Annotated in this window: 25 protein-coding genes and 2 tRNA genes; 11 read left to right on the top strand and 16 right to left on the bottom strand. The window is 66.9% G+C overall.

Annotation, left to right across the window (positions count from 1 at the left end; genetic code table 11):
- Positions 1–19 precede the first annotated feature (19 nt).
- The 3 genes from WYM_RS15165 to WYM_RS15155 are packed head-to-tail and all read right to left on the bottom strand — an operon-like array spanning position 20 to position 1,585.
- Positions 20–652: an anthranilate synthase component II gene (locus WYM_RS15165; protein ID WP_019181696.1), complete on the bottom strand. Its 633-nt coding sequence runs from the start codon at positions 650–652 to the stop codon at positions 20–22.
- Positions 645–800 (bottom strand): hypothetical protein, encoded by a 156-nt coding sequence (locus WYM_RS22005; RefSeq protein ID WP_019181695.1) that lies wholly within the window; start codon positions 798–800, stop codon positions 645–647. The genes WYM_RS15165 and WYM_RS22005 overlap by 8 nt, the downstream gene beginning before the upstream one ends.
- Positions 800–1,585 (bottom strand): class E sortase, encoded by a 786-nt coding sequence (locus WYM_RS15155; protein ID WP_237739431.1) that lies wholly within the window; start codon positions 1,583–1,585, stop codon positions 800–802. The genes WYM_RS22005 and WYM_RS15155 overlap by 1 nt, the downstream gene beginning before the upstream one ends.
- A 54-nt stretch (positions 1,586–1,639) precedes the next feature.
- Here WYM_RS15155 and WYM_RS15150 point away from each other — a divergent pair, with 54 nt between their 5' ends.
- Positions 1,640–1,879: a cell division protein CrgA gene (locus WYM_RS15150; RefSeq protein WP_019181693.1), complete on the top strand. Its 240-nt coding sequence runs from the start codon at positions 1,640–1,642 to the stop codon at positions 1,877–1,879.
- 137 nt (positions 1,880–2,016) lie between these two features.
- On the opposite strand, the gene WYM_RS15145 is transcribed toward WYM_RS15150, so the two are convergent.
- Together WYM_RS15145 and WYM_RS15140 are read right to left on the bottom strand one after the other, a co-directional pair.
- Positions 2,017–2,910 carry a rhomboid family intramembrane serine protease gene (locus WYM_RS15145; protein ID WP_019181692.1) on the bottom strand — a complete coding sequence of 298 codons (894 nt, stop codon included), beginning with the start codon at positions 2,908–2,910 and terminating at the stop codon, positions 2,017–2,019.
- A gap of 10 nt (positions 2,911–2,920) precedes the next feature.
- Positions 2,921–3,493, bottom strand: a complete 573-nt coding sequence (locus tag WYM_RS15140) for a peptidylprolyl isomerase (protein ID WP_019181691.1) — start codon at positions 3,491–3,493, stop codon at positions 2,921–2,923.
- Between the two features lie 95 nt (positions 3,494–3,588).
- Here WYM_RS15140 and WYM_RS15135 point away from each other — a divergent pair, with 95 nt between their 5' ends.
- Positions 3,589–4,173, top strand: a complete 585-nt coding sequence (locus WYM_RS15135; protein WP_019181690.1) for a hypothetical protein — start codon at positions 3,589–3,591, stop codon at positions 4,171–4,173.
- A 152-nt stretch (positions 4,174–4,325) separates the two neighbouring features.
- The gene (locus WYM_RS15130; protein WP_019181689.1) at positions 4,326–4,796 is read left to right on the top strand and encodes an aminoacyl-tRNA deacylase; all 471 of its coding nucleotides are present in this window, start codon (positions 4,326–4,328) and stop codon (positions 4,794–4,796) included.
- Between the two features lie 15 nt (positions 4,797–4,811).
- On the opposite strand, the gene WYM_RS15125 is transcribed toward WYM_RS15130, so the two are convergent.
- The 10 genes from WYM_RS15125 to dnaA form a co-directional block, all read right to left on the bottom strand.
- Positions 4,812–5,237 carry an NUDIX hydrolase gene (locus WYM_RS15125; protein WP_026059849.1) on the bottom strand — a complete coding sequence of 142 codons (426 nt, stop codon included), beginning with the start codon at positions 5,235–5,237 and terminating at the stop codon, positions 4,812–4,814.
- A 65-nt stretch (positions 5,238–5,302) separates the two neighbouring features.
- Positions 5,303–5,375 (bottom strand) — tRNA-Ala (locus tag WYM_RS15120).
- 12 nt (positions 5,376–5,387) lie between these two features.
- Positions 5,388–5,461 (bottom strand) — tRNA-Ile (locus WYM_RS15115).
- A 75-nt stretch (positions 5,462–5,536) separates the two neighbouring features.
- Positions 5,537–5,941 carry a DUF3566 domain-containing protein gene (locus WYM_RS15110; RefSeq protein WP_019181687.1) on the bottom strand — a complete coding sequence of 135 codons (405 nt, stop codon included), beginning with the start codon at positions 5,939–5,941 and terminating at the stop codon, positions 5,537–5,539.
- Complete coding sequence (gyrA, locus tag WYM_RS15105) at positions 5,938–8,589, bottom strand: DNA gyrase subunit A (protein ID WP_019181686.1); 2,652 nt, start codon at positions 8,587–8,589, stop codon at positions 5,938–5,940. Before gyrA ends, WYM_RS15110 begins: the two co-directional genes overlap by 4 nt.
- A gap of 32 nt (positions 8,590–8,621) precedes the next feature.
- Positions 8,622–10,664, bottom strand: coding sequence for a DNA topoisomerase (ATP-hydrolyzing) subunit B (gene gyrB, locus WYM_RS15100; protein ID WP_019181685.1), 2,043 nt, complete (start codon positions 10,662–10,664; stop codon positions 8,622–8,624).
- Between the two features lie 122 nt (positions 10,665–10,786).
- Entirely contained in the window at positions 10,787–11,329 is a 543-nt protein-coding gene (locus tag WYM_RS15095; protein ID WP_019181684.1) for a DciA family protein, read from the bottom strand.
- Entirely contained in the window at positions 11,322–12,533 is a 1,212-nt protein-coding gene (gene recF / locus WYM_RS15090; protein ID WP_019181683.1) for a DNA replication/repair protein RecF, read from the bottom strand. The genes WYM_RS15095 and recF overlap by 8 nt, the downstream gene beginning before the upstream one ends.
- Before the next feature lie 277 nt (positions 12,534–12,810).
- The gene (dnaN, locus tag WYM_RS15085; RefSeq protein WP_019181682.1) at positions 12,811–13,959 is read right to left on the bottom strand and encodes a DNA polymerase III subunit beta; all 1,149 of its coding nucleotides are present in this window, start codon (positions 13,957–13,959) and stop codon (positions 12,811–12,813) included.
- 446 nt (positions 13,960–14,405) lie between these two features.
- On the bottom strand, positions 14,406–15,854 hold the full coding sequence (dnaA, locus tag WYM_RS15080; RefSeq protein ID WP_026059847.1) for a chromosomal replication initiator protein DnaA: 1,449 nt from the start codon (positions 15,852–15,854) through the stop codon (positions 14,406–14,408).
- 309 nt (positions 15,855–16,163) lie between these two features.
- On the opposite strand from dnaA, the gene rpmH reads away from it, so the two are divergent.
- The 8 genes from rpmH to WYM_RS15025 all read left to right on the top strand — a co-directional run bounded on the left by rpmH (position 16,164) and on the right by WYM_RS15025 (position 24,762).
- Positions 16,164–16,301 (top strand): 50S ribosomal protein L34, encoded by a 138-nt coding sequence (gene rpmH, locus WYM_RS15075; RefSeq protein WP_019181680.1) that lies wholly within the window; start codon positions 16,164–16,166, stop codon positions 16,299–16,301.
- Between the two features lie 8 nt (positions 16,302–16,309).
- Complete coding sequence (rnpA, locus tag WYM_RS15070) at positions 16,310–16,645, top strand: ribonuclease P protein component (RefSeq protein WP_019181679.1); 336 nt, start codon at positions 16,310–16,312, stop codon at positions 16,643–16,645.
- Positions 16,642–16,998, top strand: coding sequence for a membrane protein insertion efficiency factor YidD (gene yidD / locus WYM_RS15065; protein WP_019181678.1), 357 nt, complete (start codon positions 16,642–16,644; stop codon positions 16,996–16,998). Before rnpA ends, yidD begins: the two co-directional genes overlap by 4 nt.
- Before the next feature lie 8 nt (positions 16,999–17,006).
- Positions 17,007–18,137, top strand: a complete 1,131-nt coding sequence (gene yidC / locus WYM_RS15060) for a membrane protein insertase YidC (protein ID WP_019181677.1) — start codon at positions 17,007–17,009, stop codon at positions 18,135–18,137.
- Positions 18,138–18,177: 40 nt separating this feature from the next.
- Positions 18,178–18,696, top strand: a complete 519-nt coding sequence (locus WYM_RS15055) for a protein jag (protein ID WP_019181676.1) — start codon at positions 18,178–18,180, stop codon at positions 18,694–18,696.
- A complete protein-coding gene (gene rsmG / locus WYM_RS15050; RefSeq protein WP_019181675.1) occupies positions 18,696–19,343 on the top strand; it encodes a 16S rRNA (guanine(527)-N(7))-methyltransferase RsmG in 648 nt (215 codons plus the stop codon). Before WYM_RS15055 ends, rsmG begins: the two co-directional genes overlap by 1 nt.
- 3,470 nt (positions 19,344–22,813) lie before the next feature.
- Positions 22,814–23,743 carry a ParA family protein gene (locus WYM_RS15030; protein WP_040569411.1) on the top strand — a complete coding sequence of 310 codons (930 nt, stop codon included), beginning with the start codon at positions 22,814–22,816 and terminating at the stop codon, positions 23,741–23,743.
- The gene (locus WYM_RS15025) at positions 23,743–24,762 is read left to right on the top strand and encodes a ParB/RepB/Spo0J family partition protein (RefSeq protein ID WP_019181670.1); all 1,020 of its coding nucleotides are present in this window, start codon (positions 23,743–23,745) and stop codon (positions 24,760–24,762) included. Before WYM_RS15030 ends, WYM_RS15025 begins: the two co-directional genes overlap by 1 nt.
- Here WYM_RS15025 and WYM_RS15020 read toward each other — a convergent pair.
- The gene (locus tag WYM_RS15020) at positions 24,747–26,015 is read right to left on the bottom strand and encodes an RNA polymerase sigma factor (protein WP_019181669.1); all 1,269 of its coding nucleotides are present in this window, start codon (positions 26,013–26,015) and stop codon (positions 24,747–24,749) included. The two genes, WYM_RS15025 and WYM_RS15020, sit on opposite strands and share 16 nt — an antisense overlap.
- Between the last annotated feature and the right edge of the window lie 46 nt (positions 26,016–26,061).

Below are 26,061 nucleotides of genomic sequence, written 5' to 3'. Positions count from 1 at the left end.
CCCGGTCGACCGACCGCGCTCAGCGCCTCGGGCTCAGCATCGCGCCGCGGGCCGCGGCATCCGTGATTCCGAGGGATTCCAGCCAGTTGCCCAGCAGGCGGTGACCGCCTTCGGTGAGCACGCTCTCGGGGTGGAACTGCACTCCCTGGATCGGCGCGGACCGATGGGCGACTCCCATGATCACGCCGCTCGCGGTGCGGCTGGTGACGACGAGCTCAAGGGGCAGCGTGCTGGGAACGATCGCCAGCGAGTGGTACCGGGTCGCGGTGAAGGGATCGGGCAGGCCGCCGTAGAGCGCGCCGCCGTCGTGATGGACGAGAGAGGTCATGCCGTGCATCAGCTCGGGGGCGTGGTCGACCGTCGCGCCGAAAGCCTCGCCGATCGCCTGATGCCCGAGGCAGACTCCCAGCAGCGGGACGCCGGACCGCGCGGCCGCACGTACGACCTCGATGGAGGCCCCGGCATGGGCCGGCGTACCGGGCCCGGGTGATACCAGCACCCCCGGGCGCCCATCGATCTCGGCAGCCGCGTCGGTGATGGCGTCGGCTTCGACCATCTCGGTCTCGGCGCCCAGCTCATGCAGGTACCCGACCAGCGTGTGCACGAAGCTGTCGTGATTGTCGACGACGAGGATCGGCGCCGCTCTATTCAACGGTCACTTCCTGCGGGTTGACGAACTGACTCACCCACGGGAACGCGTAGAACACGAGCCCGTACAGCACCGCGGCGACGAGCACGAGCAGGATCACCACGCGCACCCACCAGGGGCCGGGAAGGATGCGCCACAGGGCCGCGTACATCAGACCACCGCCTCGAGGGATGCCGGGGGTCCGGCGTCGATCGGAGTGAACGACTCGAAGACCCCGTACGCCACGATGCGCTCGGCCAGCGAGAACATCGGGCTGCAGCTGGTCATGGTGATGTACGGAGTGCCGGCCGGAACGTCCATCGCCGCCGGTACCGGCAGGAGCACTTCGGTCTGCGTCGGGGTGACGTAGTCGAGTGTGCGGAACCGATAGGTGTACCAGCCGGCCGGTGTCTCGACGACGATGGCGTCGCCCACACGCAGCTCGGCGATGCGGTTGAACGGGGCTCCGTAGGTTGTGCGATGCGCCGCGACGGCGAAGTTGCCGGACTGGCCGGGCATGCTGGTGCCGGGGTAGTGACCGATATAGGTCCTGTCGAGCGTTCGCGCGCGCGAGGTGCCTCCGGCCATCTGGAACGCGTAGTCGCTGCCCAGGCGGGGGATGCGCATGATCCCGAAGACCTCGGCGTCTGCCGGCTCAGGGAGAAGGACGGGCTCGACCCCTGCCTCCGCGGGTTCGGGCTCGCCGGTGGGCTCCGGTGCGGGCGGCTCGTACTCCTGCGCCCACTGCTGCGACAGCTGCTCGCTCTCGGCCTTCGCCTCGGCGCCGTAGATGAGGTCGCCCACCCACAGCTGCCACACGACGTAGAGGAGGACGATCACACCGGCGGTGATGAGCAGCTCGCCCAGCACGCCGATGACCGACGTGCGTCGGCGCGGGCGCGCTCGAGTCCGGGAGCGGAAAGCCGCACCCCCGGCGGTCCCCACGGCTTCATCCACAGGGGGAGTCTAGTCAGGGCATGCTGTGGCGCGGCTGGCAGTTAGACTCTTCCCATGGCACGACCCGGCAAAGACGACGACTCGCTCGTCGAGCGCGCAGAAGGCGAGGCCGCACCCAACCCGGTGTGGTTCAAGCCGATCATGATCGGCCTCATGCTGATCGGTCTCGTGTGGATTCTCGTCTTCTACCTGAGCGGCATGCAATTCCCGATTCCCGACATCGGGGCCTGGAATCTCGTCATCGGGTTCGGCATCGCATTCCTCGGGTTCCTCATGACGACACGCTGGCGATAGCGAGCACCCTTCGACGAAAGCCCCGGTCCACAGGACCGGGGCTTTTTCGTGCCAGGGGAGTTGTTAACAACTCTGTTAACAGGTGTGAATTACACGGCTGTCATTCTCCCCAGGCTGTGGATGGGCCTGTGGATAACTCACCCGAGAATCAGTGACGGAAGGACCACCGGCACGAAGAGCAACGCGATCAGCACGGCGCCCACAGCGCTTAGAAGCACGATCTGCAGCGTCCGCTGACGAGCCGCGCGCGTGCGCGTGAAGATGAACGCAACTACCAGGCCGACGACGAGGCCGCCGACGTGCGCCTGCCACGAGACGTTGAAGCCCGGGATGAAGCCGATCACCAGGTTGATCCCGAGCACGATCGCGATCCCGGCGATGTTCGCCCCGAGATGCCGGCCGATCACGAACAGGGCGCCGAAGAGTCCGAAGATCGCACCGGAGGCTCCGACGACAGGGGTGGAGAACGACAGCAGCGTGACCGCCACCGATCCGCCCAGGGTGCTGAGCAGATAGAGCGTCACGAAGCGCCAGCGTCCGAGCAGCGGCTCGAGGCTGCGCCCGATCATCCAGAGCGCCAGCATGTTCAGACCCAGGTGCCAGAAGCTCGAGTGGACCAGTGCGCCGGTGAACAGGCGCCAGGGCTGGAAGGTGCCGCTGAGCTGCGGATACAGCGCCGGCGCCCAGAAGATCAGTGACTGCTCGACCGCCGCGCCCACACCGGGGATGAGTCCGATCAGGAAGACGAAGGCGGTCAGACCGATGATCACGTACGTGACGATCGGCCGGCTGTCGCTCACCGTCACGGCGCGCGGTCCTCGTGACCACCGACGTTCCGCCTTCTTCTGCGCCGGAGACTGCGACTGCTGCTGCTCGCGCAGGCACTCCGGGCAGATGACGCCGACCGCTCCCTGTGTCTGGCACTCGGGGCAGATCGTGCGCAGGCACCGCTGGCACAGCACGAAGCTCTGCCGGTCGGGATGCCGGTAGCAGAAGTTCTCTCGGTTGCGGCGGAACTCGTCGGTGGTCACGCGCAGAAGCTCAGACGGCGACGATGTCGATCGACTCGATGACGACCGGCTCGACCGGGCGGTCGCCGGCTGCCGTCGGCACCTCGCTGATCGTGTCGACGACGGCACGCGAGGCATCGTCGGCGACCTCGCCGAAGATGGTGTGCTTGCCTTGCAGCCACTCGGGTCCGCGGCCACCCTGGCCGGGAACGGTGATGAAGAACTGCGAGCCGTTGGTGCCCTCGGCCTGACCAGTGATGGCGTTACGGCGAAGGCCCGCGTTGGCCATGGCCAGCTTGTACGGCTCGGTGAAGGTCAGCTCGGGGCTGATCTCGTCGTTGAAGGTGTAGCCCGGGCCGCCGACACCCTGACCGAGCGGGTCGCCGCCCTGGATCATGAAGCCGGAGATGATGCGGTGGAAGATGACGCCGTTGTAGAGCGCGCCTTCGCCCGGCTTTCCGGTGGCGGGGTCGGTCCAGGAGGCCGTGCCGTCCGAGAGCCCGACGAAGTTCTGCACGGTGCGCGGGGCATGATCGCCGAACAGGTTGACGACGATGTCGCCGTGGTTGGTGTGGATCGTTGCGACTGCGGTATGAAGCGGCATTGTCACATTGTCTCAGAGTTCCGTGCAACCCCTCCCTCCGGATCGGTGGTCTGGCAAGATGGGGAGACCGACATCCCCACGACAGGGAGGGCATCGTGAGCCTCAGCCGCAAGCGCAAGAAGGAACTCCACAAGCTCCAGAAGCAGGCGAACAGCCTGTGGGAGACGCAGCAGGTGCTGGTGGGTGAAGCCGCGAACGTCGCGCGCGAAGCCGGTCGCCAGCTCGGACACTACGGACGAGAGCAGGTCGGCCCCCAAGTGCAGGCCGGCTATGACAAGTACGCCGCGCCCTACGTCTCGCGGGGGGTCGAGGCCGGACGCCGCGTTGTCGGCGACACCGTGATCCCGGCCGCCGGGGCGGTGGTCGGTTCCGCGCTGTCCGTCTGGGATGCCGCCAACGACACCCGCACCCGTCTTGCCAAGGGCCAGGGTCTCGCCCTGCCCGACAGCAAGAAGTACGCGAAGAAGGCCGACAAGTACTCGCGCGACGCGAGCCGCTTCCTCTCGGCGAAGCTCGACCGCGTCGCCCCGCAGAAGAAGGGCATGGGCGTCGGTGGGGTCATCGCCATCATCCTCGGCGTCGCTGCTGCGGCCGGCGTGCTCTACGCCGCGTGGCAGACGCTGCGCGCCGACGATGAGCTCTGGGTCGCCGACGACCCGCTGCGCGCGCCCGACGCGTGATGACACCTCCGGACCCTTCGCAGGATCCGAAGACGCCGCCGCCTGAGCCCGGATCGCGGGTCCCTGACCCCGAATCGCGGGTCCCTGACCCCGAATCGCGGGTCCCTGACCCCGAATCGCGGGTCCCTGAGCTTGTCGAAGGGACCGCACGGGTGCGGGCGGCGGCTTCTGCACGTGGTCTCACGATCGAGATCAAGGAGCGGCCGGCCGCGAAAAGCCTGCCGGAGGCGGCCGAGGTGCTCGGCATTCGTCCCGCTGACATCGTGAAGACGCTGGTGGTCAAGCGCTCCTCGGCCGGCGCAGGGGCCGCGGGGGAGTACCTGTTCGCACTGATCCCCGGGGACCGGGCGATCTCGTGGAGCAAGCTGCGAGCGGTGGTGGGCGTCAACAAGCTCCAGCTTCCCGACGCCGATCGGGCCCTCGCGGCGACCGGGTACGAACGGGGAACCATCACGCCCCTGGGCAGCGCGCATGACTGGCCGGTCTACGCCGACGCCGAGATCGTGGGACGCCGCATCGCGATGGGCGCCGGCGCTCACGGGTACAGCCTGTTCGTCGAGTCCGACGACCTCATCGCCGCCTATGGCGCGACGGTCGCCGACATCTCGCAGCCGCTCGGCTAGCGGCATCCGCCCGCGTCAGCCCAGGCCGGCCATCTCGAGCGCGATGTCGACGAGCTTCACACGCTGCAGAGCGGCCACCTCTGCGAGCGGGAACCACTCGGCCCGGTCGGTCGTGCCGTCGACCTCGTTGCGCAGGCGCCCGCCGGTGATGTGCGCGCGGTAGAGGATGCGCAGCGTGTGCAGCGGCTCGGTCACGCCGGCGGTCAGCCGGCGCCCAGCCGGGATGACACGCGAGTGGATGCCGAGCAGCTGGTCGATCGTGACCTTGTAGCCGGTCTCTTCCCGGACCTCCCGACGCGCGGCGCGCTCGGGGTCTTCGCCGGGCTCGAGTCCACCGCCGGGCATCGTCCACGCGGAGCGGCGACCTTCGTTCCAGTGGGCCAGCAGCAGCCGCTGGTCGGGATCGAGGATGACGGCGTAGGCAGCCACGCGCAGATCCATGCTTCACCCTATCTCGCACGCGAGAAGCCGGTCACGAGGACCGGCTTCCGGGGAGACCCTACTTGTGGAGCCTAGGAGATTCGAACTCCTGACATCCTGCTTGCAAAGCAGGCGCTCTACCAACTGAGCTAAGGCCCCGGGGCTTTTCGGTGGGGCTACCAGGACTTGAACCTGGGACCTCTTCATTATCAGTGAAGCGCTCTAACCGCCTGAGCTATAGCCCCGTTTCGCTGCGGCGCTTGCGCTTCGCAACCTCCAAGACTTTACCCGATGAACGTGGAATCCACGAATCGGGAGGGTCAGTTGGAGGTGAAGCCGACGAGCAGTCCGCCCGTCACCTTGACCGCGAGGTTGTAGATGCCGGCGATCACGGCGCCGAGCACCGTGACGACGACGAGGTTGAGGATGGCGACCACGGCCGAGAAGGCCAGCACCTGCGGGAAGCTGACGAAGTCCGAGAGCAGGATGCTGCCGTCCGAGAAGCTGCCGAAGAACTCATCCGCCTTGCCGATCAGGCCCGTCGTCTGGACGACGAGGAAGATCACCATGAACGCCACCACCGTGACGACGGCGATCGCGATCGCCGCCAGGAACGACAGCTTCACGGCGGACCAGAAGTCGATGTAGACCAGCCGCAGGCGCACCTGCTTGGCGTTGGTCTTGCTGCTGGACTTCTTGGCGAGCTTGTCGGCTACGGTGCTCATGCGTCAGTGCTCTCTTCGGGGGTCTCGGGCGAGGCGTCCGACCCGGCCGGAGTCTCCGGTGTCGGCTCTTCGTCTGGGGCCTCTGCGGCTTCGGCGGCCTCGGCTTGTGCGGCCAGGCTGCGCTCACCGTTGCGGGCGATGGCGAGGATGCGATCCTCGTCGTCCGGACGTGCGAAGACGACTCCCATCGTGTCGCGTCCCTTGGCAGGCACCTCGGCCACGGCAGAGCGTACCACCTTGCCGCTGGCAAGAACCACCAAGACCTCGTCGTCATCCGAGACGATGAGACCGCCCGCCAGAACGCCGCGATCGTCGTTCAGCTTGGCCACCTTGATGCCCAGTCCACCACGGTTCTGGACCCGGTACTGGTCGACCGCGGTGCGCTTCGCGTACCCGCCGTCGGTGACGACGAAGACGTACTCGTCGTCTTCGGCGACCGATGCCGAGAGCAGGCTGTCGCCCGAGCGGAAGTCCATGCCCTTCACACCAGAGGTCGAACGGCCCATCGGGCGCAGCGCGTCGTCGGTGGCCGAGAACCGCAGCGACATGCCGCGTCGGCTGATGAGCAGGATGTCGTCGCCCTCGTCGACGAGGAGCGCACTGACGACCTCGTCGTCCGACTCCGCATCGCCGGCCTCGCCGTCCTCGGAGGCCTGACCGCGAAGCTTGATCGCGATGATGCCGCCCTGGCGGTTCGTGTCGTACTCGGTCAGGCGCGTCTTCTTCACCAGCCCGCTGCGGGTGGCGAGCACCAGGTACGTCGCCACCGTGTAGTCGCGGATGTCGAGGATCTGCGCGATCTCTTCATCCGGCTGCAGCGCGAGGAGGTTCGCGACGTGCTGGCCCTTCGCGTCACGGCCGGCCTCCGGCACCTCGTACGCCTTCGAGCGGTAGACCCGGCCCTTGTTCGTGAAGAACAGCAGCCAGTGGTGGGTCGTCGTGACGAAGAAGTGCTCGACGACGTCGTCCGCGCGCAGCTGCGCGCCCTTGACGCCCTTGCCGCCGCGATGCTGCGACCGGTAGTTGTCGCTGCGCGTGCGCTTGATGTAGCCCTCGCGCGTGACGGTGACGACCATCTCCTCTTCGGGGATGAGGTCTTCGACCGACATGTCGCCGTCGAATCCGTGCAGGATCTGCGTGCGACGGTCGTCGCCGAACTTGTCGACGATCTCGGTGAGCTCTTCGCGGATGATCGTGCGCTGGCGGGCCGGGGTGGCCAGGATGTCTTTGTAGTCCGCGATCTGCAGCTCGAGCTCGTTGGCCTCGTCGATGATCTTCTGGCGCTCGAGGGCGGCCAGGCGACGCAGCTGCATGTCGAGGATGGCCTGGGCCTGGTCGTCGTCGATCTCGAGCAGCGACTTCAGGCCTTCGCGCGCCTCTTCGACCGTCGGCGACCGGCGGATGAGGGCGATGACCTCGTCGAGCGCGTCGAGCGCCTTGAGGTAGCCGCGGAGGATGTGCATGCGCCGCTCGGCCTTGGCCAGACGGAAGCGGGTGCGGCGGACGATCACCTCGATCTGGTGGTCGATCCAGTGCGAGATGAACCCGTCGAGCGGCAGCGTGCGCGGCACGCCGTCGACGATCGCGAGCATGTTCGCGCCGAAGTTCTCCTGCAGCTGGGTGTGCTTGTACAGGTTGTTCAGCACGACCTTGGCGACGGCATCCCGCTTCAAGACGACCACGAGACGCTGACCGGTGCGACCCGACGACTCGTCTCGGATGTCGGCGATACCGGTGATCTTGCCCTCGCGGGCCAGGTCGCTGATCTTGACCGCGACGTTGTCGGGATTGACCTGGTACGGCAGCTCGGTGATCACCAGGCACGTGCGGCCCTGGATCTCTTCGACGTTGACGACGGCGCGCATGGTGATCGAGCCGCGGCCGGTGCGGTAGGCCTCTTTGATCCCGCGCGTGCCGAGGATCTGCGCCGCCGTCGGGAAGTCGGGGCCGGGAATGCGCTCCATGAGCGCCTCGAGCACCTCTTCGCGCGAGGCCTCCGGGTTCTCGAGCGCCCACAGGGCACCCGCCGCCACCTCGCGGAGATTGTGCGGCGGGATGTTCGTGGCCATGCCGACGGCGATGCCGACCGAGCCGTTGACCAGCAGGTTGGGGAACCGCGCCGGCAGGACGACGGGCTCCTGCGTCTGGCCGTCGTAGTTGTCCTGGAAGTCGACGGTGTCTTCTTCGATGTCGCGCACCATCTCGAGCGCGAGCTGGGCCATCTTCGTCTCGGTGTACCGGGGGGCCGCGGCGCCCTGGTTGCCGGGGGACCCGAAGTTGCCCTGGCCCTGCGCGAGCGGATAGCGCAGCGACCACGGCTGGACGAGGCGCACGAGGGCGTCGTAGATCGGCGCGTCACCGTGCGGGTGGTAGTGGCCCATCACCTCGCCGACGACACGAGCGCACTTGGAGAACGACTTGTCGGGACGGAAGCCGCCGTCGTACATGCCGTAGATCACGCGGCGGTGCACGGGCTTCAGGCCGTCCTCGACGCGCGGCAGCGCGCGACCGACGATGACGCTCATCGCGTAGTCGAGGTAGCTCCGCTGCATCTCGAACTGCAGGTCGACCTGGTCGATCTGGCCGTGATTGTGGGCCGGCGTGGCGTCCGGGCGCTCGGCGCCTGAACCTGTCGAAGGGTCAGTCATGTTCTCTCAGTTCCGCGTCGTGCTCGAGCGTGTCAGATGTCGAGGAAGCGCACGTCTTTGGCGTTGCGCTGGATGAAGCTGCGGCGAGACTCGACGTCTTCGCCCATCAGCGTGGAGAAGATCTCGTCGGCGGCCGCCGCATCGTCGATCGTCACCTGCAGGAGCGTGCGCGTCTCGGGATCCATCGTGGTCTCCCAGAGCTCTTTGTCGTTCATCTCGCCGAGGCCCTTGTAGCGCTGGATGCCGTTGTCTTTCGGGATCCGCTTGCCGGCGGCCGCGCCGTCGATGAGCAGCGCGTCGCGCTCGCGATCGCTGTAGACGTATTCGTGCGCAGAGTTCGACCACTTGAGGCGGTACAGCGGCGGCTGTGCGAGATACACGAAGCCGGCCTCGATGAGGCCGCGCATGTACCGGAACAGGAGCGTCAGCAGCAGCGTGGTGATGTGCTGGCCATCGACATCTGCATCGGCCATCAGCACGATCTTGTGGTACCGGGCCTTGTCGATGTCGAAGTCCTCGCCGATGCCCGTGCCGAAGGCCTGGATCATCGCCTGGACCTCTTTGTTGCCCAGCGCGCGGTCGAGGCGAGCGCGCTCGACGTTGAGGATCTTTCCGCGCAGGGCGAGGATCGCCTGCGTGTGCGGGTCGCGGCCCTGCACCGCCGAACCGCCGGCGGAGTCACCCTCGACGAGGAAGATCTCGCTGATCGACGGATCCTTGCTGGTGCAGTCCTTGAGCTTGTCGGGCATCGCGGCTGACTCGAAGACGCTCTTGCGACGCGCGGTCTCGCGCGCCTTTCGCGCGGCCAGCCGCGCGCTCGCGGCGTCGATGGCCTTGCGGATGACGTTCTTCGCCTGCGCCGGGTTGCGGTCGAACCAATCGCCCAGCTGGTCGCCGACGACCTTCTGCACGAACGCCTTCGCCTCGGTGTTGCCGAGCTTCGTCTTGGTCTGCCCCTCGAACTGCGGTTCGGACAGCTTGACGGAGATCACGGCGGTGAGGCCCTCGCGGATGTCTTCACCCGTGAGGTTCTCGTCCTTCTCCTTGAGGAGGTTGTTGCTGCGCGCGTAGCGGTTCACCAGCGTGGTGAGTGCCGCGCGGAAGCCCTCCTCGTGCGTGCCGCCCTCGTGCGTGTTGATCGTGTTCGCGTAGGTGAAGACGTTCTCGGTGTAGCTCGTGGTCCACTGCATCGCGAGCTCGAGGGCGATCTTGCGATCGGTGTCCTCGGATTCGAAGTCGATGATCTCGTCGTTCACGACATCGGCATGACGCACCTTGTTGAGGTGCTCGACGTAGTCGACGAGGCCGCGCTCGTACAGGAAGCTGTCGTGCCGCGGCTTCAGCTGGTTGCCCTCGGCCGCCGTCTCGTCCACCTCGACCAGGCCCTCGGGCCGCTCGTCGCGCAGGCTGATGCGCAGTCCCTTGTTCAGGAACGCCATCTGCTGAAACCGGGTGCGCAACGTGTCGTAGTCGAAGTCGACGGTGTCGAAGATGGTGGCGTCCGGCCAGAACGTGATGGTCGTCCCGGTCTCGCTGCTCTCCTCGCCCTGAGCGAGCGGCGCGAGCGGCTGGCCGCCGTCGCGATACGACTGACGCCAGACAGATCCCTGACGCTTCACCTCGACTTCGAGGCGCGTCGACAGCGCGTTCACCACCGACGAACCCACGCCGTGGAGTCCGCCCGAGACCGCGTATCCGCCGCCGCCGAACTTGCCGCCGGCGTGGAGCACGGTCAGTACGACCTCGACGGTCGACTTCCCCTCGGTGCGGTGCATGTCCACGGGGATGCCGCGACCGTTGTCGATGACGCGCACGGCGCCGTCGTGCAGGATCGTGACATCGATCGTGTCGCAGTAGCCGGCGAGGGCCTCGTCGACGGAGTTGTCGACGATCTCCTGCACCAGGTGGTGGAGACCGCGGGCACCGGTCGAGCCGATGTACATGCCGGGGCGCTTGCGCACCGCCTCCAGGCCTTCGAGCACCTGGATGTCGTCGGCCCCGTACTGGTTCGGAACGGTCTCAGCGGATACTGCTTCGGGTTCCTCAGGAACGCTGTCGGGGTTCACGGACGTCATAAGTCAGGGCGCTCCAGATCGTTCGGCGGGGGCCCTGACAGTCTACCAAGTATTGCCCCTCCGCCGGGGCTTATACGGCTCTGTGGCGAACGGAAATCGTTCCGAACGATATCTGACGTGCCTCAGCCGTAGGTATCGCGCGGGCCACGCCCTGGAATCGTTCTGGGACCCCATTTCCAAGAGGGGACGTCCGGCCCGATGAAGCGGACTGCGCCGACGCCGGCTTCGGGGAAGCGCCGGACGATCTCCGAGAGGATGTGCGCGCGCATCAGCTGCAGCTGCTTCGCCCACGCCGTGGAATCGGCCTGCACGGTCAGCGATCCCTCCGAGAAGGCCACCGGGCGGGTGTGCCGAGCGGTGTCCTCGCCCGCGACCTCGGCCCAGGCCAGCACGACATCCTCGCGCGCGAGCTGCGTGTCCCATCCGGCTTCCCGAGTCAGATCGGCGAGCACATCGCCCACGCCGCGCGGGTCGCGCCCCGGTGTGAACGGGGCGTTCTCATCGTCGACGACCCGCCTTTTCTTCTTGCGGAACGATCGCGCCGAGGGCTCGAGGCCGCGAAGACGCATGTAAGTCGCGATCGTCTCGGGAATGCGAGAGACGTCGGGATCGAGGGCGGGGGCAGCGGATGCCTCGGCTCGGCGCGGCTCCTCGGGCTCAGGCATCCGTCACCCCTGCATTTCGCACCGGCAAGCCTTTCGGGCTGTTCGTTTCGGCAGGCTCCGCCTCGAGGATCCGGCCGGCCTCCACCCGCACGGTGTGCGCGCGCAGGTTCTCGGGGACGTCGCCCTCGACGGCCGCCGTCACGACGACCTGCTCGTAGTCGCCGGCCAGCCCCGCCAGTCGCGCACGGCGATCGGCGTCGAGCTCGGCGAAGACGTCGTCGAGGATCAGCACCGGGTCACCGAGCCGTGACTCGGCCCGCAGCAGCTCGGCCGAGGCGAGGCGCAGCGACAGCGCCACCGACCACGACTCCCCGTGCGACGCGTAGCCCTTCACCGGCAGGTTGCGGATGCGCAGCATCAGATCGTCACGGTGCGGCCCGACCACGGTGAGCCCGCGCTCGAGTTCGGCGGAGCGCCGCGAGGCGAGGGCCTCACGGAACTGGGTCGCGATGTCGGGAGCGCCTGCCGCAGAGCTCGCCGCCTCGGCGCCCTCCTCAGGGTCGCCGCCGCGGATCGAGAGCGCCCATTCGATCTCGAGATCGTGGTCGGCGCCGGCGATCGCGGCATACGCCGAGGCCAGCGGAGCGCCCAGATCCGCGGCGAGCCCGAGGCGCGCCTCGATCAGCTGCGTACCGAGCGAGACGAGCTTGTCGTCCCACACCTCGAGCGTCGACAATGCATCACCCCGGATGCCGCGCGCCCGCGCCGACTTGAGCAAGGCGTTGCGCTGCTTGAGCACCCGGTCGTAGTCGGCGAGGACCCCTGACATGCGCGGAGCGCGCTGCACCAGCAGCTGATCGGCGAAGCGGCGCCGCGCGGAAGGATCGCCCCGCACGATCTGCAGATCCTCCGGAGCGAAGAGAACCACCTGCGCATACCGCGGCAGCTCGGCCGGCTTCACCGACGCACCGTTCACGCGCGCCTTGTTCGAACCCTGTCTGTTGACCTGCGCCTCGAGCAGCACATGCCGCTCGCCATGGGTCAGACGCGCGCGGATGATCGCTGCATCCGCCCCGTCACGCACCATCGGCGCGTCGTTCGACACACGATGCGAACCCAGCGTCGCGAAGAACCCGATCGCCTCGGCCAGATTCGTCTTGCCCTGGCCGTTGCGGCCCACGAAGACGTTCGGCCCGGGAACCAGCGCGACATCGGCGGCCGCATAGTTGCGGAAGTCGACGAGATTGAGCTGCTCCACGATCACGGATCAACCCTAGTTCGGTGCTCTGACGCTCTCGCTGCTATCGCTGCGCGGGATGATGCTCCGGCGTGCGTCCCACTCCGACGATCTGCCGGCGTCGACTTCGTCGGCGGCGGCACCTCGGCGGTGCCGCCAGTCCCGAGCCCGCACGCCTTCCGCATCATCCCGCTCCGCTCAGTTCCGGAACTGTCGAGGTTTGCGAGTGGGTGCGAGGGAGCGGTCGTCGAAGAGAGAGAGGAAAGAGAGAAGGAAAGAAAAGAGGAGTGGTGTGAGGAGGGGATCAGCGCAGGAGGAGGTTGGGCTGCAGCAGGTAGCGGAAGGACTCCTCGCCCTTGTCGACCGACGTCTGCGGCGTCACCAGCACGGGGCTGAGCTTGTTGGCGTTCTCGCTCGACGTGAACGTGATCCGCGCGAACTCGCTGCGCACGGCGCCGAGCGACTCGAGCAGGTACTGGGGGTTCAGGCCGAGCGTGACGTCCTCGCCGACGAGATTGGCGTCGACCGACTCGGTGGCGCGCGCCTGCTCGGTGCCCGAGGCATCCATCGACACGCTGTCGGTCGTGAACGTGAACCGCAGCGGCGCGGAACGGTCGAGCACGAGCGACACCCGACGCACGGCCTCAGCGAGATCGGCGGTGTTGACGACGGCGTGGTGCTCGGTCTGCTCGGGGAACAGCCGGCGCACGGGCGGGAAGTTGCCCTTGATCAGCAGCGACGTCACCGTCTTGTTGCCGGCGGTGAAGGCGATGATCTCGCGGTCACCCGTTCCCGAGAACGCGATCGAGATGTCGCCGCCGTGCGCGAACGTCTTGCCGACCTCGGTGAGCGTGCGGGCCGGGACGAGCGCCGTGGTCGGCTCGTCGGCGGCGGCGCGGCCGCCGTCCCAGGGGATCTCTCGGAGTGCCACGCGATAGCGGTCGGTCGCCACGAGAGTGAGCTTGTTTCCCGACACCTCGAGCTGGACGCCGGTGAGGACCGGAGTCACATCGTCGCGCGACGCGGCGAAGGCCACCTGGGCGATCGCCGTGGCGAAGTCCTCGCCGGGAACCAGACCCGAATCGCCGGTGACCTCGGGGATCGCCGGATACTCCTGCACCGGCATGGACGCCAGGGTGAATCGCGCGGAGCCGCACGTCAGCAGAATGCCGCCGTCCTCGTCGACCGTGATCTCGATCGGCGCGTTGGGCAGGCGGCTGGCGATGTCGGAGAGCAGACGACCGTGCACGAGGATCGTGCCCGGGTCGTCGACCGTCGCCTCGATGGTGGTGCGAGCCGATGCCTCGTAGTCGAAGGCTGCCAGCGACAGCCCTTCCTCAGATGCCTCGATCAGCACGCCGGCGAGGATCGGCTGCGGATTGCGCTGAGGCAGGAGCTTGACGACGAACGACACGGCTTCGCTGAACACATCGCGATTGACGTGGAACTTCACGAACGCTCCCTCTGCAGCGGCCCTTCGAACTGCGGGCTCGGGGTTCTCATGCTAGTGGCAGGCCCGGCGAATGCCAGTCCCGCTCGCCTGCGGCGCCGCGATCCGCTCACCTCTCCACCGCAAAGGTGATCGAACGGTTTCATCATGAAGAACTCTTGTCATGGTGTTAACGGCTGTGGAAACTGTGGACAACTGTGCCGATGCCAGTCGAGACACCGAAACCACACGCGTGTGAGTTGTGGAGCGGCTGCGGACGAGCTTAAGAATCACGGATGCCGCTGACCGCGGCATCCGCAATCCATCCACAGGCATCCGACCGGTCTGCACAGCAGTTTCCGCAGGGTCGCGGAGTTATCCACAGGTTTTCCACACTGTGAAGAACGGAAATAATGGCCCTGCCGAGGGCGGGTGTCAAGCACTTCTTGCGGCATATGCCGCACGGCGGGTCAGCGGCCGTTACGACCGAGCTGAGCGGTGATCTCAGAGACCTGGTTGTAGATCGAGCGGCGTTCCTTCATGAGGTCGCTGATCTTCTTGTAGGCGTACATCACGGTGGTGTGATCGCGGTTGCCGAAGAGCTGGCCGATCTTGGGCAGCGACAGGCTCGTGCGCTCCCGACACAGGTACATGGCGATCTGCCGGGCGGTGGCGACGGACTGCGAACGGCTCGATCCGTACAGGTCGTCGACGGTGAGCTTGAAGTACGCCGCGGTCGCCGTGATGATGTCGGTCGGCGAGATGACGTTGGCGTCGTCCTGATCGACGATGTCGCGCAGCACCGTCTGCGCCAGAGACATGTCGAGCGTCGAGCGGTTGAGGCTCGCGAATGCCGAGACGCGGATGAGTGCGCCTTCCAGCTCGCGGATGTTGCTCGAGACGACGGTCGCGATGTACTCGAGCACCTCGTCGGGGATGTGCAGCCGCTCGGACTGCGCCTTCTTGCGCAGGATCGCGATGCGGGTCTCGAGGTCGGGCGCCTGCACGTCGGTGATGAGGCCCCACTCGAAGCGGCTGCGCATGCGGTCCTCGAAGCCGGTGAGGTGCTTCGGAGGCACGTCGCTCGTGATCACGACCTGCTTGTCGTGGTCGTGCAGCTGATTGAAGGTGTGGAAGAACGCCTCTTGCGTCTCGGCGCGACCCTGCAGGAACTGGATATCGTCGATCAGCAGGATGTCGACATCCCGATACCGTGCCTGGAATGCAGACCCGCGGTTGTTGGCGATCGAGTTGATGAAGTCGTTCGTGAACTCCTCGCTCGACACGTAACGCACCTTGATGCCGGCGTACAGGCTGATGGCGTAGTCGCCGATGGCGTGCAGGAGGTGCGTCTTGCCGAGACCAGAGTCGCCGTAGATGAAGAGCGGGTTGTATGCCTTGGCGGGTGCTTCGGCGACCGCGACCGCCGCGGCATGGGCGAAGCGGTTGGACTGCCCGATGACGAAGTTGTCGAACGTGTACTTCGGGTTGAGCCGGGTGTCGCTGCGCGAGACGGATGCCGTCTCCACCGGCTCATCCAGCGGAGGGCGTCCCATCGGCGCGGGGCTCGAGGCCTGGCTGCTGCTCCCGCCGAGGGATCCGGACTGGATCGGGATCGGCACCGTGAGATGCGCGTCGGCGAGATCCGGATTGACGACGACACGGAAGGTCGACGCGGGATTGTGCCCGTCCTGCTCGACGCGTGACAGGGCCTCCATGATGGGTGCCCGCATGCGCTTGGTGAACTGCGCGGCCGTGAGGTCGTTGGGCACGTCGAGGTAGAGGGTGCCGCCCATGACGCCCTGCGGAACGGCGAGGCTGATGAACCCGTGGAGCTGAGGTGTGATCCGCTCATCTCTCACGAGTTCTTCGAGCACGGCCGACCAGACCGGGACATCTGGTACTTCGTGCGGTGACATGGCCCCCCCGGGTTGTTGATGACTCCACCGGATGCCGCGGAATCGCCGTGCCGGACCTGTGGATAACTGCCGGAGCCACGCTAGTCAGCGGGCGACGCGTGAGCAAACTCCACTGTAGATCGGGCCCGCGTGTCCCTGCCAGGATGAGAATGATGTCGAGGGGATAATGCCCGCCGACGATCTCGGTTTGAGTTATCGGGCTAATCGACGTAGCCTTAATCGGTTGACTTGTGCCTTCATGGCCGTCCCCCTTGTACGAACGTCCCCGGTCTCGAGCGTCCCGGTGACACCTGATCGGAAGAAATCCTCATGAGCAAGCGCACCTTCCAGCCCAACAACCGTCGCCGCGCCAAGAAGCACGGCTTCCGCGCCCGCATGCGCACCCGCGCCGGCCGCGCCATCCTCGCGGCTCGTCGCTCCAAGGGGCGCACCGAGCTCTCGGCCTGACCCGAGCGGTGCTCGCGAGGCCGAACCGACTCACCCGCGGGACGGAGTACAAGGCCGTCGTCCGCCGGGGGCGTCGTTGTGCCGGAGCGCACACCGTCACCTACGTCAACCGCGCTGTGACCGATGGTCCGGCGCGGTTCGGCTTCATCGTGAACCGCCAGGTGGGCGGCGCTGTCGTGCGCAACACGGTCCGCCGGCGGCTGAAGGCTGTGTGCGCCGAGGCGCTGCCGGCTCTCGCGGAAGGCAGCGACATCGTGATCCGCGCTCACCCCAGCGCCGCGTCCGCCACTTTCGCCGACCTGCGCGCCGACGTCACACGATGCCTGGAACGGAACGCGGCATGAGCGTGCTCCCTGCCTACTCCCTCGGCGATGCGCGGTTCGAGGCATCCGATCTTCTGCGCAGCATTCCGCTTCTTCCTCGCAATGCGGCTCTCGCGCTTCTGCATGGCTACCGCGCCACGATCTCGCACACGTACGGGGATGTCTGCAAGTACTACCCGTCGTGCTCGGCTTACGCCGTCGGGGCCGTGCAGCAGCACGGCGCCCTCGTCGGCTCGGCGATGACGGCACGCCGGATCGCGCGCTGCCACCCGTGGGCTAGCGGGGGCGTCGATGACGTGCCCGCCCACAAGAACTTCCGGCATGGACTGACCCCGCACGGGTTCGTCGTGCCCGCCCCCACCGGAAAGGACTGATCCTCCGCATGGATCTCTTGCTGGCTTCCACGCCGTCACCCTCGCCTGCGCCGGCGGGAGGATTCGATCTCATCGGGACCATCCTGTGGCCGCTGAAGTGGCTCGTCGAGGCGGTCCTCGTCTTCTGGCACTGGCTCTTCACCGCGATCGGCCTGCCGCCGGCAGACGGCATCACCTGGGTGCTGGCCATCGTCGGCCTGGTCATCGTGGTGCGCTCGGCGATGATTCCGCTCTTCGTGAGGCAGATCAAGAGCCAGCGCAAGATGATGGAAATCGCTCCTGAACTGCGAAAAGTTCAGGAGAAGTACCGCGGCAAGAAGGATCAGCTCTCGCGTGAGGCGATGAGCCGCGAGACCATGGCGCTGTACAAGAAGCACGGCACGACTCCGGTGTCGAGCTGCCTTCCGCTGCTGGTGCAGATGCCGGTGTTCTTCGCCCTCTTCAGCGTGCTGAACGACGTCACACGGCACGCCGTGGCCGGAATCGGCGGCGTCGGACTCCTCAATGCGGAGCTCACCGAGGAGTTCTACAACGCCAAGCTGTTCGGCGTGGCGTCACTCCACGAGACGCTCATCCAGGCTTTCGAGACCAGCAACACCGCGGCGATCGTCATCCTGCTGTCGCTGGTCGTGCTCATGATCGCGTCGCAGTTCTTCACCCAGCTGCAGATCATCTCGAAGAACCTCTCCCCCGAGGCCAAGACCGGCCAGGCGTACCAGATGCAGAAGATCATGCTCTACGTCCTGCCGTTCGCCTTCGTCTTCTCCGGCGTCTTCTTCCCGCTCGGCGTGGTCATCTACTGGTTCGTGTCGAACCTCTGGACCATGGGACAGCAGTTCCTCGTCATCCGCGAGATGCCGACGCCGGGCTCGGACGCCGCCAAGGCTCGTGAAGAGCGCCTGGCTCGCAAGGGCAAGGCGATCGACGCGCAGGGCAAGGTCGTGCCGATGGAGAAGTACCAGGCCGAGCAGCAGCGTCTTTTCGAAGAGGCCGAGCGCGCACGGCTCGCAACTCCCAAGCGCCAGCAGCCCGTCGGCAAGCAGCGTGCCAAGAAGCAGGCGCAGAAGCAGACGCCGAAGCAGGCGGGATCGAGCGATACCGGCTCGGGTTCTGCTGGTGCGCCCGGCTCGACATCCTGAACCTGCTCTCTTTCGTCTCTGACACACCGAGGATGACTTCATGACCACGTCGCCCGATTACTCCTCCGTCGACACTTCGATCGATCGAGCGCCGGCCACTGCCGAGCAGCTCGAAGAGGAAGGCGACATCGCCGCGGACTTCATCGAGGGCCTGCTCGACATCGCCGACATCGACGGTGACCTCAACCTCGATGTGCGCAGCGGCCGCGCGTACGTCTCGGTCGAGGCGCCCGAGGGCGGCTCGGTGGCGCTGATCGCAGATCCCGACACTGTGCAGGCGCTTCAGGAACTCACTCGCATCGCGGTGCAGAACCGCACCGGGCGCTTCTCTCGTCTGATCCTCGATGTCGGCGGATCTCGCGACACGCGGCAGCGCGAACTCGAGAACCTCGTCGGCCGGGCGATCGCACGACTCGAGGACGGCGCCTCGCAGGCCTCGCTGCCGGCGATGTCGAGCTATGAGCGCAAGGTCGTGCATGACATCGTGGCCGACCGCGGCTTCGTCTCGGAGTCGTACGGCGAGGGCGCCGACCGTCACACGGTGATCCGTCGCGCGTGATGGACGTTTCACGTGAAACGTCGCCGGACGAGATCGAGCCGGAACCAGCGGCAGCGGCGCTGATCTTCGGTGAGCGCATCGAGTTGGCGCGGTCCTTCGCCGATGCGCTCGGGCGCCACGGCGAGGAGCGCGGCTTGATCGGTCCGCTCGAGCCGCCGCGGCTCTGGTCACGCCACATTCTCAACAGCGCCGTCATCGCTCCCCTCTTCTCAGGTCGGGTGGGTGATGTCGGCTCGGGCGCGGGTCTGCCCGGCCTGGTCCTCGCGATCGCCCGGCCCGATGTGGAGTGGGTTCTCATCGAGCCGATGGAGCGCCGGGTCGCCTGGCTCTCCGAGCAGGTCGAAGAGCTGGGCCTGGACAACGTGGAGGTGCTGCGCGCGCGCGCAGAGGACTGGAAGCGCGGTCCCTCGCTCGACGCGGTGACGGCACGTGCGGTCAGTGCGCTGCGGACCCTCGTTCCGATCACCGCTCCCCTGGTTGGCGACGGAGGCGAGCTGATTCTCTTAAAGGGCAGTGCGGCCGCGAACGAGATCGAGGCGGCAGAGAAGCAGATCCGCAAGTTCAAACTCACGAACGCGCGCGTCGAGGTCGTCGGCGAAGGACTGCTGGAAGAGCCGTCGCGCGTCATCCGCGCCACCGTGCGCTAGACGCGGCTCGGCCCGTTCAGCGCATGTCGGTGCCTCGGGTGACCGCGTAGAAAGCCGCGGCGATCGAGTGCCGGCGCATCTCGCGTCGCGGCACTGACGCGCGCTTCCAGGATGGTCTCCCCCGTGGGGTGATCCGATGCAGCGCGGCGTTGATCGAATGTCGACTGTCGTCGGGCATCCGTCCTCGTCGTGCGGAGATTCCTGCCGTGTGTGGGTGATCGGCCCGCACTTGGCACGTCCGATCACGGCGAGGCGAGGAGCTCGCCTCGGGGTGGGGTCTTGGATGACAGGCTCGACGGACGTCTCGGCAGGTTTACTCTCTTCCCGGCTGAGTCCCGGGTCGTGGGCGCTGGCGGGAACCTCCAGGCCGGTCGAGTCGATGACCGGCTTCGATCGGGAGGGTACCCACCGCAACGGATGCGTGAGGGTCGGACTGGCTGCGGACAGGGTCCTCCCTCGCGACGGACCACGATCAGTTGGTTCGGATTGGCAGCAGAGTCGTGGACGGAACTGGCACTCTCGCTTCTCTGGCGGCACTATCTCGCCCGCGTTCTGTTCAGCGCTGCCCGGATCGAGCGGGGACGATTGGAGGCGCCGTCGCACTTGGTGGGCCTCGGTCGGCTGGCCAGGCGACTGGAGCTGCTGCCATCTCTCCTCTGGAGCTCTCCTCTTGCGGGGCTCCGTGGGCACGTACGCCGCCACTCCGTCGATTGCGGCCACTCCGCCGGGGAATGGCACTATTGGGCTGCACAGCTCGCTGCGCATTGCTATGTTTCACGTGAAACACCGTTAGAACCCCAACTCGGACTGCCCATCCCTCATCACCGTGACCTCGATCTTCAGCGGCGGAGCCGCCGCATTCCGCCACTAGTCGTCGACGGCAGCAGGATGGATTGCCAGGGCACGTAGCATGCGTCTCCGAGCCCGATTTCAGAACGCCGCGCTGACGTGACTCTCCCGCTTGTGCCAGGTTTGCGTGACGCGATGAGCGATCACCGCGAGCCTTCACCACCCCTATTGATCCTCATGCCGTCGGATGTTTCACGTGGAACGCCCGCTATCGCGATCTCCGACTACGGTCGACGGCGGAACCGCATTGTTATGAGCACGGTCAGGCGAGCCTCTATTGCCATGGCCTCGGGCCTTCGGGTCCACGAGGCACAACGGCGGGCCTGTCAGGTAAGTCGTGAGTTCGGGGCCACGGGACCGCAGTTCCACTTGGAGCGGCCGACAACTTCCGCCAGCACGGCGCGAACCCACGGCACGGCATTCGGCACCCGCGCCCGTGCGCGTTTCGTACGTTCCACGTGAAACGGTCTGCTCCGATGTTCCGTGGGCTGTTGCCTGATCTGGCCGGTAGTTGATGCGCGTTCCTAGGTCGGCACCGGACGCCACCGTGGCATGGGTGGCGCGGCATATTGAGATTGTGTGCCGAGATGGCCGACGGGTGGCGCCCCGCCTGATCCCAATACTCGATTCCGGAGTGACTTGTGGGCCGAGCCGGTCCTTGGGCAACGAAACTTTCCCGCCATCTCCTGGTGAGGCACGCCCCCACCTTCGTCGGGGACTATGCCAGCGTTGCGGTCTCGGCGCCGTGTGAGCTCGCCGTGTTTCACGTGAAACGCGGAGTGACCTGGGCCGAGTTGCCGCTCGTGTCGACTAGTTCGGTTGCCACCCGTTCGGCGTCGTGCACCGCGGGACCCGGCTTCATGAGCAGCGCCGCGCTATTGCGGGCGCCGAAAACCTTCGCGCGGCGAACCATCCATGTTTCACGTGAAACGCAGGATTCACATCGAAGGCTCGGCGGGCTCAGCGCGCTCAGCTCCCTTCCGCTCACGACGCGATGTTCAGCCGGCTCATCTCGAGCAATTTCCTGCATCGTCTGTCGATCGCGATTCCGAGCGCTCTAGAGGTTTGTCTCCTCAACAGCGCGATCGCTGTCGGTCTCGGGCACATGGCAGACGTATCGGGCCGTACCGTTCACGAAGCGCGGAGCCGGTCAGCTGCCCTGTGCGCCTGGGCGACGGACTGCCGCCGCTCGAGATCGTCAATCGCGATGTCTGCGTCGTACGGCAAGCGAGCTTCCTTGCGGGCGGCGCGCTTCCCTCGCCGGCAAATGGTGGCTCGAAGAGAGCAGGACGCTCAGCTCGCGATCGCCGTTTCAACGATCAGCTCCTGACGCAAGCGACCACGGAAGCCGCGCCGGGGCGGCGCTGACCTCTCGAGAGCTGCCGAGAGACTTGCGTATCGCGAATTGATGCTGAACCATCCGATTTCGGTGCGCAGCGTTCGGGCCTTCACGTTGCAAACACCTCTGTTTCACGTGAAACATCGCCGCCCGGTAAGGAACCTGCTACGGCTACGGCGCCAGGGCGGCCGACATACGGTCCACTCCGGCCGCGAACTGGCGGGCATACAAGCACTTCTCGACTCTGAGCTGTCGCGTGGCTGGGCGTTGAGCGGCAGCTATCGGAGCGGACTGGTATAGCAAGAGCACACCCTCTCGTGATCGTCCTCAGGTGGTCCTGCAGAGATCGCGAGACGGCGACCGTGACGTTCACGAAACTGATGACACGGGCCGCAGGCGCCGGCCCGCCACACGTATGCTCGTGCCCGTTCGTCCTGGTCGTCGGAAGCGAGGAGCGGTAGCACCCAGCGATGGTGGGTGAACGCAATGCCCTCGAGGAGACTGCTCGGCGCCCCTCCGCGGTCCTCAACTCACCGCGCCAGGCCTCGCATCCGGGACAACGCAGAGCGAAAGGCGCTCCGATTCAGTCGGCGCCGCTCGTGTCATCTGCCTCGCGACGCGGACGAGCCGCGCGGCAGGAGCCGCGGCTGCCGACAACCGATGAATCAACGGCGTCCTAGCATCGCAGTGAGAGACGCGTGCCGCGGGGTCTGTTCGCCACTCGGCGGAGCGCCGCGCCACATCCCGTCGCCTCCTGCCGGACCAGTGTCGCGCCCGTACCCGTTTCACGTGAAACGCCCACCGGATGGGTGACTGCCGAGTCGAGGGGACTCCCGCGGGAGCGTCTGGCGAGCGACATCCCTCGGCGCGCTGCGCAGCACGAACCTAGGACGCCGATCGTCGACGACTGTTGCGGCCGACCTGGGTGTGCGTCATGACATCGTCGGTCTCTCGATGCGAAGGAGCGAGGCAGGGCACGGGCCGGGCATCGTTCTGGACGCCCCACGTCGTCTATCCCCCTGCGTGAGCCGTGAATACCAAACGGGACCCGACGCCACCACCGCTGCACCCGATCCAATGAGCCCCGTTTCACGTGAAACATCCATTGCACCGGTGGAGCCGACGAAAGAGGCTGGCCGGGACCGTGTCCGACGCGGCGCCGTCGATGCGTACGAGTCGGCCCCACACGCGCGCCGTCGAGCGGCGCGGAAAGGGATGTGGGTAGGGCCGGGATAGAGTGGGAGACGTTGTTCATCGGCTCGCGAAAGAGAGAGTGTTTCACGTGAAACAGCCCGACGAGACCGAGGCTTCGGCATCCTTCTCGTTCGATGACACCCCCCTCGCGCGCGAACTCGCGGATCTCTCCGCCCGCCGACGGGCGCTGGACACAACGAACGTCGAACTCTCCGGCCGTACGCGGATCCTCACGGTCTCGAACCAGAAGGGCGGCGTCGGCAAGACGACGACGGCCGTGAACATCGCTGCGGCGCTGGTCGACCGCGGCGCCCGAGTCCTTGTGATCGACCTCGACCCGCAGGGCAACGCCTCGACTGCCCTCGGGGTTCCGCACACCGCCGAGACGCCCAGCGTCTACGACGTGCTCATCGACGAGTTCCCGCTCGCCGACATCGTGCAGGTGAGCCCGGAATCTCCCAAGCTCCTGTGCGCGCCCAGCACAATCCATCTCGCCGGTGCCGAGATCGAGCTCGTCTCGCAGGTGGCCCGAGAGCATCGGCTGCGTACGGCGCTCGAAGAGTACCTGCCGAACGCCGAAGCGCACATCGACTTCGTCCTGATCGACTGCCCTCCGTCGCTCGGACTGCTCACGATCAATGCCTTCACCGCCGCGAACGAACTGCTCATCCCCATCCAGTGCGAGTACTACGCGCTCGAGGGTCTGAGCCAGCTGCTGGGCACAGTGCGCATGATCCAGAAGCACCTGAATCCTCGCCTGCACCTTTCGACGATCATCCTGACGATGTACGACGGGCGCACTCGCCTCGCACAGCAGGTCGCCGAAGAAGTGCGTCAGCACTTCCCGAAGGAGGTGCTCTCCACCGTGATTCCGCGGTCGGTGCGCGTCTCCGAGGCACCGAGTTTCGGGCAGACCGTCATCGCTTACGATGGTCAGTCCGCCGGCGCAGTCGCATACCGCGAAGCCGCCGTTGAAATCATCCGGCGCGACAGCGCATCGAACGAAGGGGGCGCCTGATGGCCAAGCGCACAGGGCTCGGACGCGGCATCGGGGCACTCATCCCCACGAACGAGGCGGTCGATGAGCGGCCCTCCGACGTCTTCTTCCCCCGGCCGGTCGCGGTCGAAGACACCGACGCTGGTCGTGTCGATGAGGCCACCGTGAATGATGCCGCAATCGAAGACGACACCGCCGACGCGGACGCACCCCAGGCAGACCTCATCGAGGTTCCGGGCGCGCACCTCGCTCACATCGATCCGCACTCGATCGTCCCCAATCCGCGGCAGCCGCGCACGCACTTCGACCAGGAGCACTTCGCGGAGCTCGTCCACAGTGTCCGCGAGTTCGGCGTGCTGCAGCCCGTCGTCGTTCGCAAGAACGAAGACGACAAGTACGAGCTCATCATGGGTGAGCGCCGTACCCGCGCCGCCCGCGAGGCGGGACTGACCTCCATTCCGGCCATCGTCCGCGACACCGCCGACGAGCACCTCCTCCGCGACGCGCTGCTCGAGAACCTGCACCGCTCGGAGCTCAACCCGCTAGAAGAGGCCTCGGCGTATCAGCAGCTGCTCGAAGACTTCGGCATCACCCAGGAAGAGCTCGCCACGCGGATCGGTCGATCCCGACCTCAGATCAGCAACACGATCCGGCTGCTGAAGCTGCCGATGCCGGTGCAGCAGCGCGTCGCGGCGGGCGTGCTCACGGCCGGCCATGCGCGCGCCATCCTCTCGCTCGAAGAGCCGACGGCGATGCAGCGCCTGGCCGACAAGATCGTGAACGAGGACCTCTCGGTGCGCGCCGCCGAAGCTGCTGCGAAGATGCCGGATGCCGGGGGCACCCGTTCCTCGAAGCCGCAGGCCGGCTCGCGCCGCGCTCACCTCGATGACGTGGCCGGCAGGCTCGGCGATCGGCTCAATACGCGTGTTCGCATCTCGCTCACCGCTAAAAAAGGCCAGATCAGCATTGACTTCGCTACGATTCAGGACCTCAACCGGATCCTCGACGAACTCGGCGAAAGCGGCTACGCGTCCGCCTGAGTCACCGCCAGCGCGGCGGCTCGCTGTCGCAGGAGGGCCGCTTCGGCGTCGTTGCCAGGATGCTCGGCGGCGATGAGGAACTCGGCCGCCGCGGCATCCGCCTTTCCGAGCCGCTCCAGCAGATCGGCGCGCACCGCGTGCCATGGGCGGAACCCCGACAGTTCGTCCGCGAGGCCGTCCACCAGAGAGAGCGCCGCTTCCGGGCCTTGCACCATCGACACCGCCACGGCCCGATTGAGTCGGACGACAGCCGAGGGCGCCAAGGACTCCAGCGCGTCGTACAGCGCGAGGATCCGTTCCCAATCGGTGTCGTCGAACGTCGGCGCAAGGGCATGGCATTCGGCGATGGCCGCCTGCAGCCCGTAGTAACCCAGACCGAGCCCCGCGGCATCCGCTGTTCGCAACGCGCTGCTGCCCCTCGCGATGGCGGAGCGGTCCCACCCCAGTCGGTCCTGGGCCTCGAGGGTGACGGGGAGGCCGGCAGCGTCGATGCGGGCGGCGAAGCGTGAGGACTGGAACTCCATGAGCGCCAGCAGCGACGGCACCTCCGGCTCGCCGGGCATCAGTTGGGCAAGCTGCCGCGCGAGCCGCACGGCCTCACGCGCCACGTCGGGGCGCACCGGCTGCTGCCCCTCGCCGGCCGAGTACCCCTCGGTGAAGAGAAGGTAGATCACCTGCAGCACGCTCGCCAGCCGCGCAGGCCGCTCCGACCGGTCCGGGACTTCGAAGCGGACTCCGGCCGCCGCGAGCGAGCTCTTCGCGCGGACGATGCGCTGCTGCACCGTCGGGACGGTCATCAGCAGCACCCGGGCGATCTGCTCGGTGGTCAGACCCGCGACCGTGCGAAGCGTGAGAGCGAGACGCGCCTGTGCGGGAAGCACGGGGTGACACGCGACGAACACGAGCCGCAGGATGTCGTCCCTGATGTCGTCCGGGTCGGCGAGCGCGGGCACGGTGTCTTCCGCTTCGATGTCGCGGATCTCGGTGACGAAGAGCGGCTCGCGCCGCGACATCCTCTCCCGTCGCCGCCACCCATCGATCGCGCGTCGCTTGCCGACCGACAGGAGCCACGCGCCGGGATTCTTCGGGATGCCGCCGCTCGGCCATGAAGCGAGGGCTTCGACCAGCGCCTCCTGAGCGAGGTCCTCTCCCCACGAGAAGTCCCTGGTGTAGCGGGTGAGGGCCGCGACGATGCGCGCCGACTCTTCGCGCCAGACTGCCTCGACGGCACGGCGGGAGAGTTCGTCACTCATGATCTTCAGCGTAGGCGCGCGATGACCCGGACCGTCGGAACGGCGA

The organism is Microbacterium yannicii PS01, assembly GCF_000304335.1.
In the GTDB taxonomy this organism is placed as follows: Bacteria; Actinomycetota; Actinomycetes; order Actinomycetales; family Microbacteriaceae; genus Microbacterium; species Microbacterium yannicii_A.
Note: the sequence above shows the minus strand (reverse complement) of the source record. Positions and strands in the feature narration are given on the sequence as shown.

Coding starts and splice junctions, on each gene's coding strand:
- WYM_RS22005 (WP_019181695.1), bottom strand. CDS start 800: ATGTACGCGGCCCTGTGGCGCATCCTTCCCGGCCCCTGGTGGGTGCGC.
- WYM_RS15150 (WP_019181693.1), top strand. CDS start 1,640: ATGGCACGACCCGGCAAAGACGACGACTCGCTCGTCGAGCGCGCAGAA.
- WYM_RS15140 (WP_019181691.1), bottom strand. CDS start 3,493: ATGCCGCTTCATACCGCAGTCGCAACGATCCACACCAACCACGGCGAC.
- WYM_RS15125 (WP_026059849.1), bottom strand. CDS start 5,237: ATGGATCTGCGCGTGGCTGCCTACGCCGTCATCCTCGATCCCGACCAG.
- WYM_RS15110 (WP_019181687.1), bottom strand. CDS start 5,941: ATGAGCACCGTAGCCGACAAGCTCGCCAAGAAGTCCAGCAGCAAGACC.
- gyrA (WP_019181686.1), bottom strand. CDS start 8,589: ATGACTGACCCTTCGACAGGTTCAGGCGCCGAGCGCCCGGACGCCACG.
- gyrB (WP_019181685.1), bottom strand. CDS start 10,664: ATGACGTCCGTGAACCCCGACAGCGTTCCTGAGGAACCCGAAGCAGTA.
- WYM_RS15095 (WP_019181684.1), bottom strand. CDS start 11,329: ATGCCTGAGCCCGAGGAGCCGCGCCGAGCCGAGGCATCCGCTGCCCCC.
- dnaA (WP_026059847.1), bottom strand. CDS start 15,854: ATGTCACCGCACGAAGTACCAGATGTCCCGGTCTGGTCGGCCGTGCTC.
- rpmH (WP_019181680.1), top strand. CDS start 16,164: ATGAGCAAGCGCACCTTCCAGCCCAACAACCGTCGCCGCGCCAAGAAG.
- yidD (WP_019181678.1), top strand. CDS start 16,642: ATGAGCGTGCTCCCTGCCTACTCCCTCGGCGATGCGCGGTTCGAGGCA.
- yidC (WP_019181677.1), top strand. CDS start 17,007: ATGGATCTCTTGCTGGCTTCCACGCCGTCACCCTCGCCTGCGCCGGCG.
- WYM_RS15055 (WP_019181676.1), top strand. CDS start 18,178: ATGACCACGTCGCCCGATTACTCCTCCGTCGACACTTCGATCGATCGA.
- rsmG (WP_019181675.1), top strand. CDS start 18,696: ATGGACGTTTCACGTGAAACGTCGCCGGACGAGATCGAGCCGGAACCA.
- WYM_RS15025 (WP_019181670.1), top strand. CDS start 23,743: ATGGCCAAGCGCACAGGGCTCGGACGCGGCATCGGGGCACTCATCCCC.
- WYM_RS15020 (WP_019181669.1), bottom strand. CDS start 26,015: ATGAGTGACGAACTCTCCCGCCGTGCCGTCGAGGCAGTCTGGCGCGAA.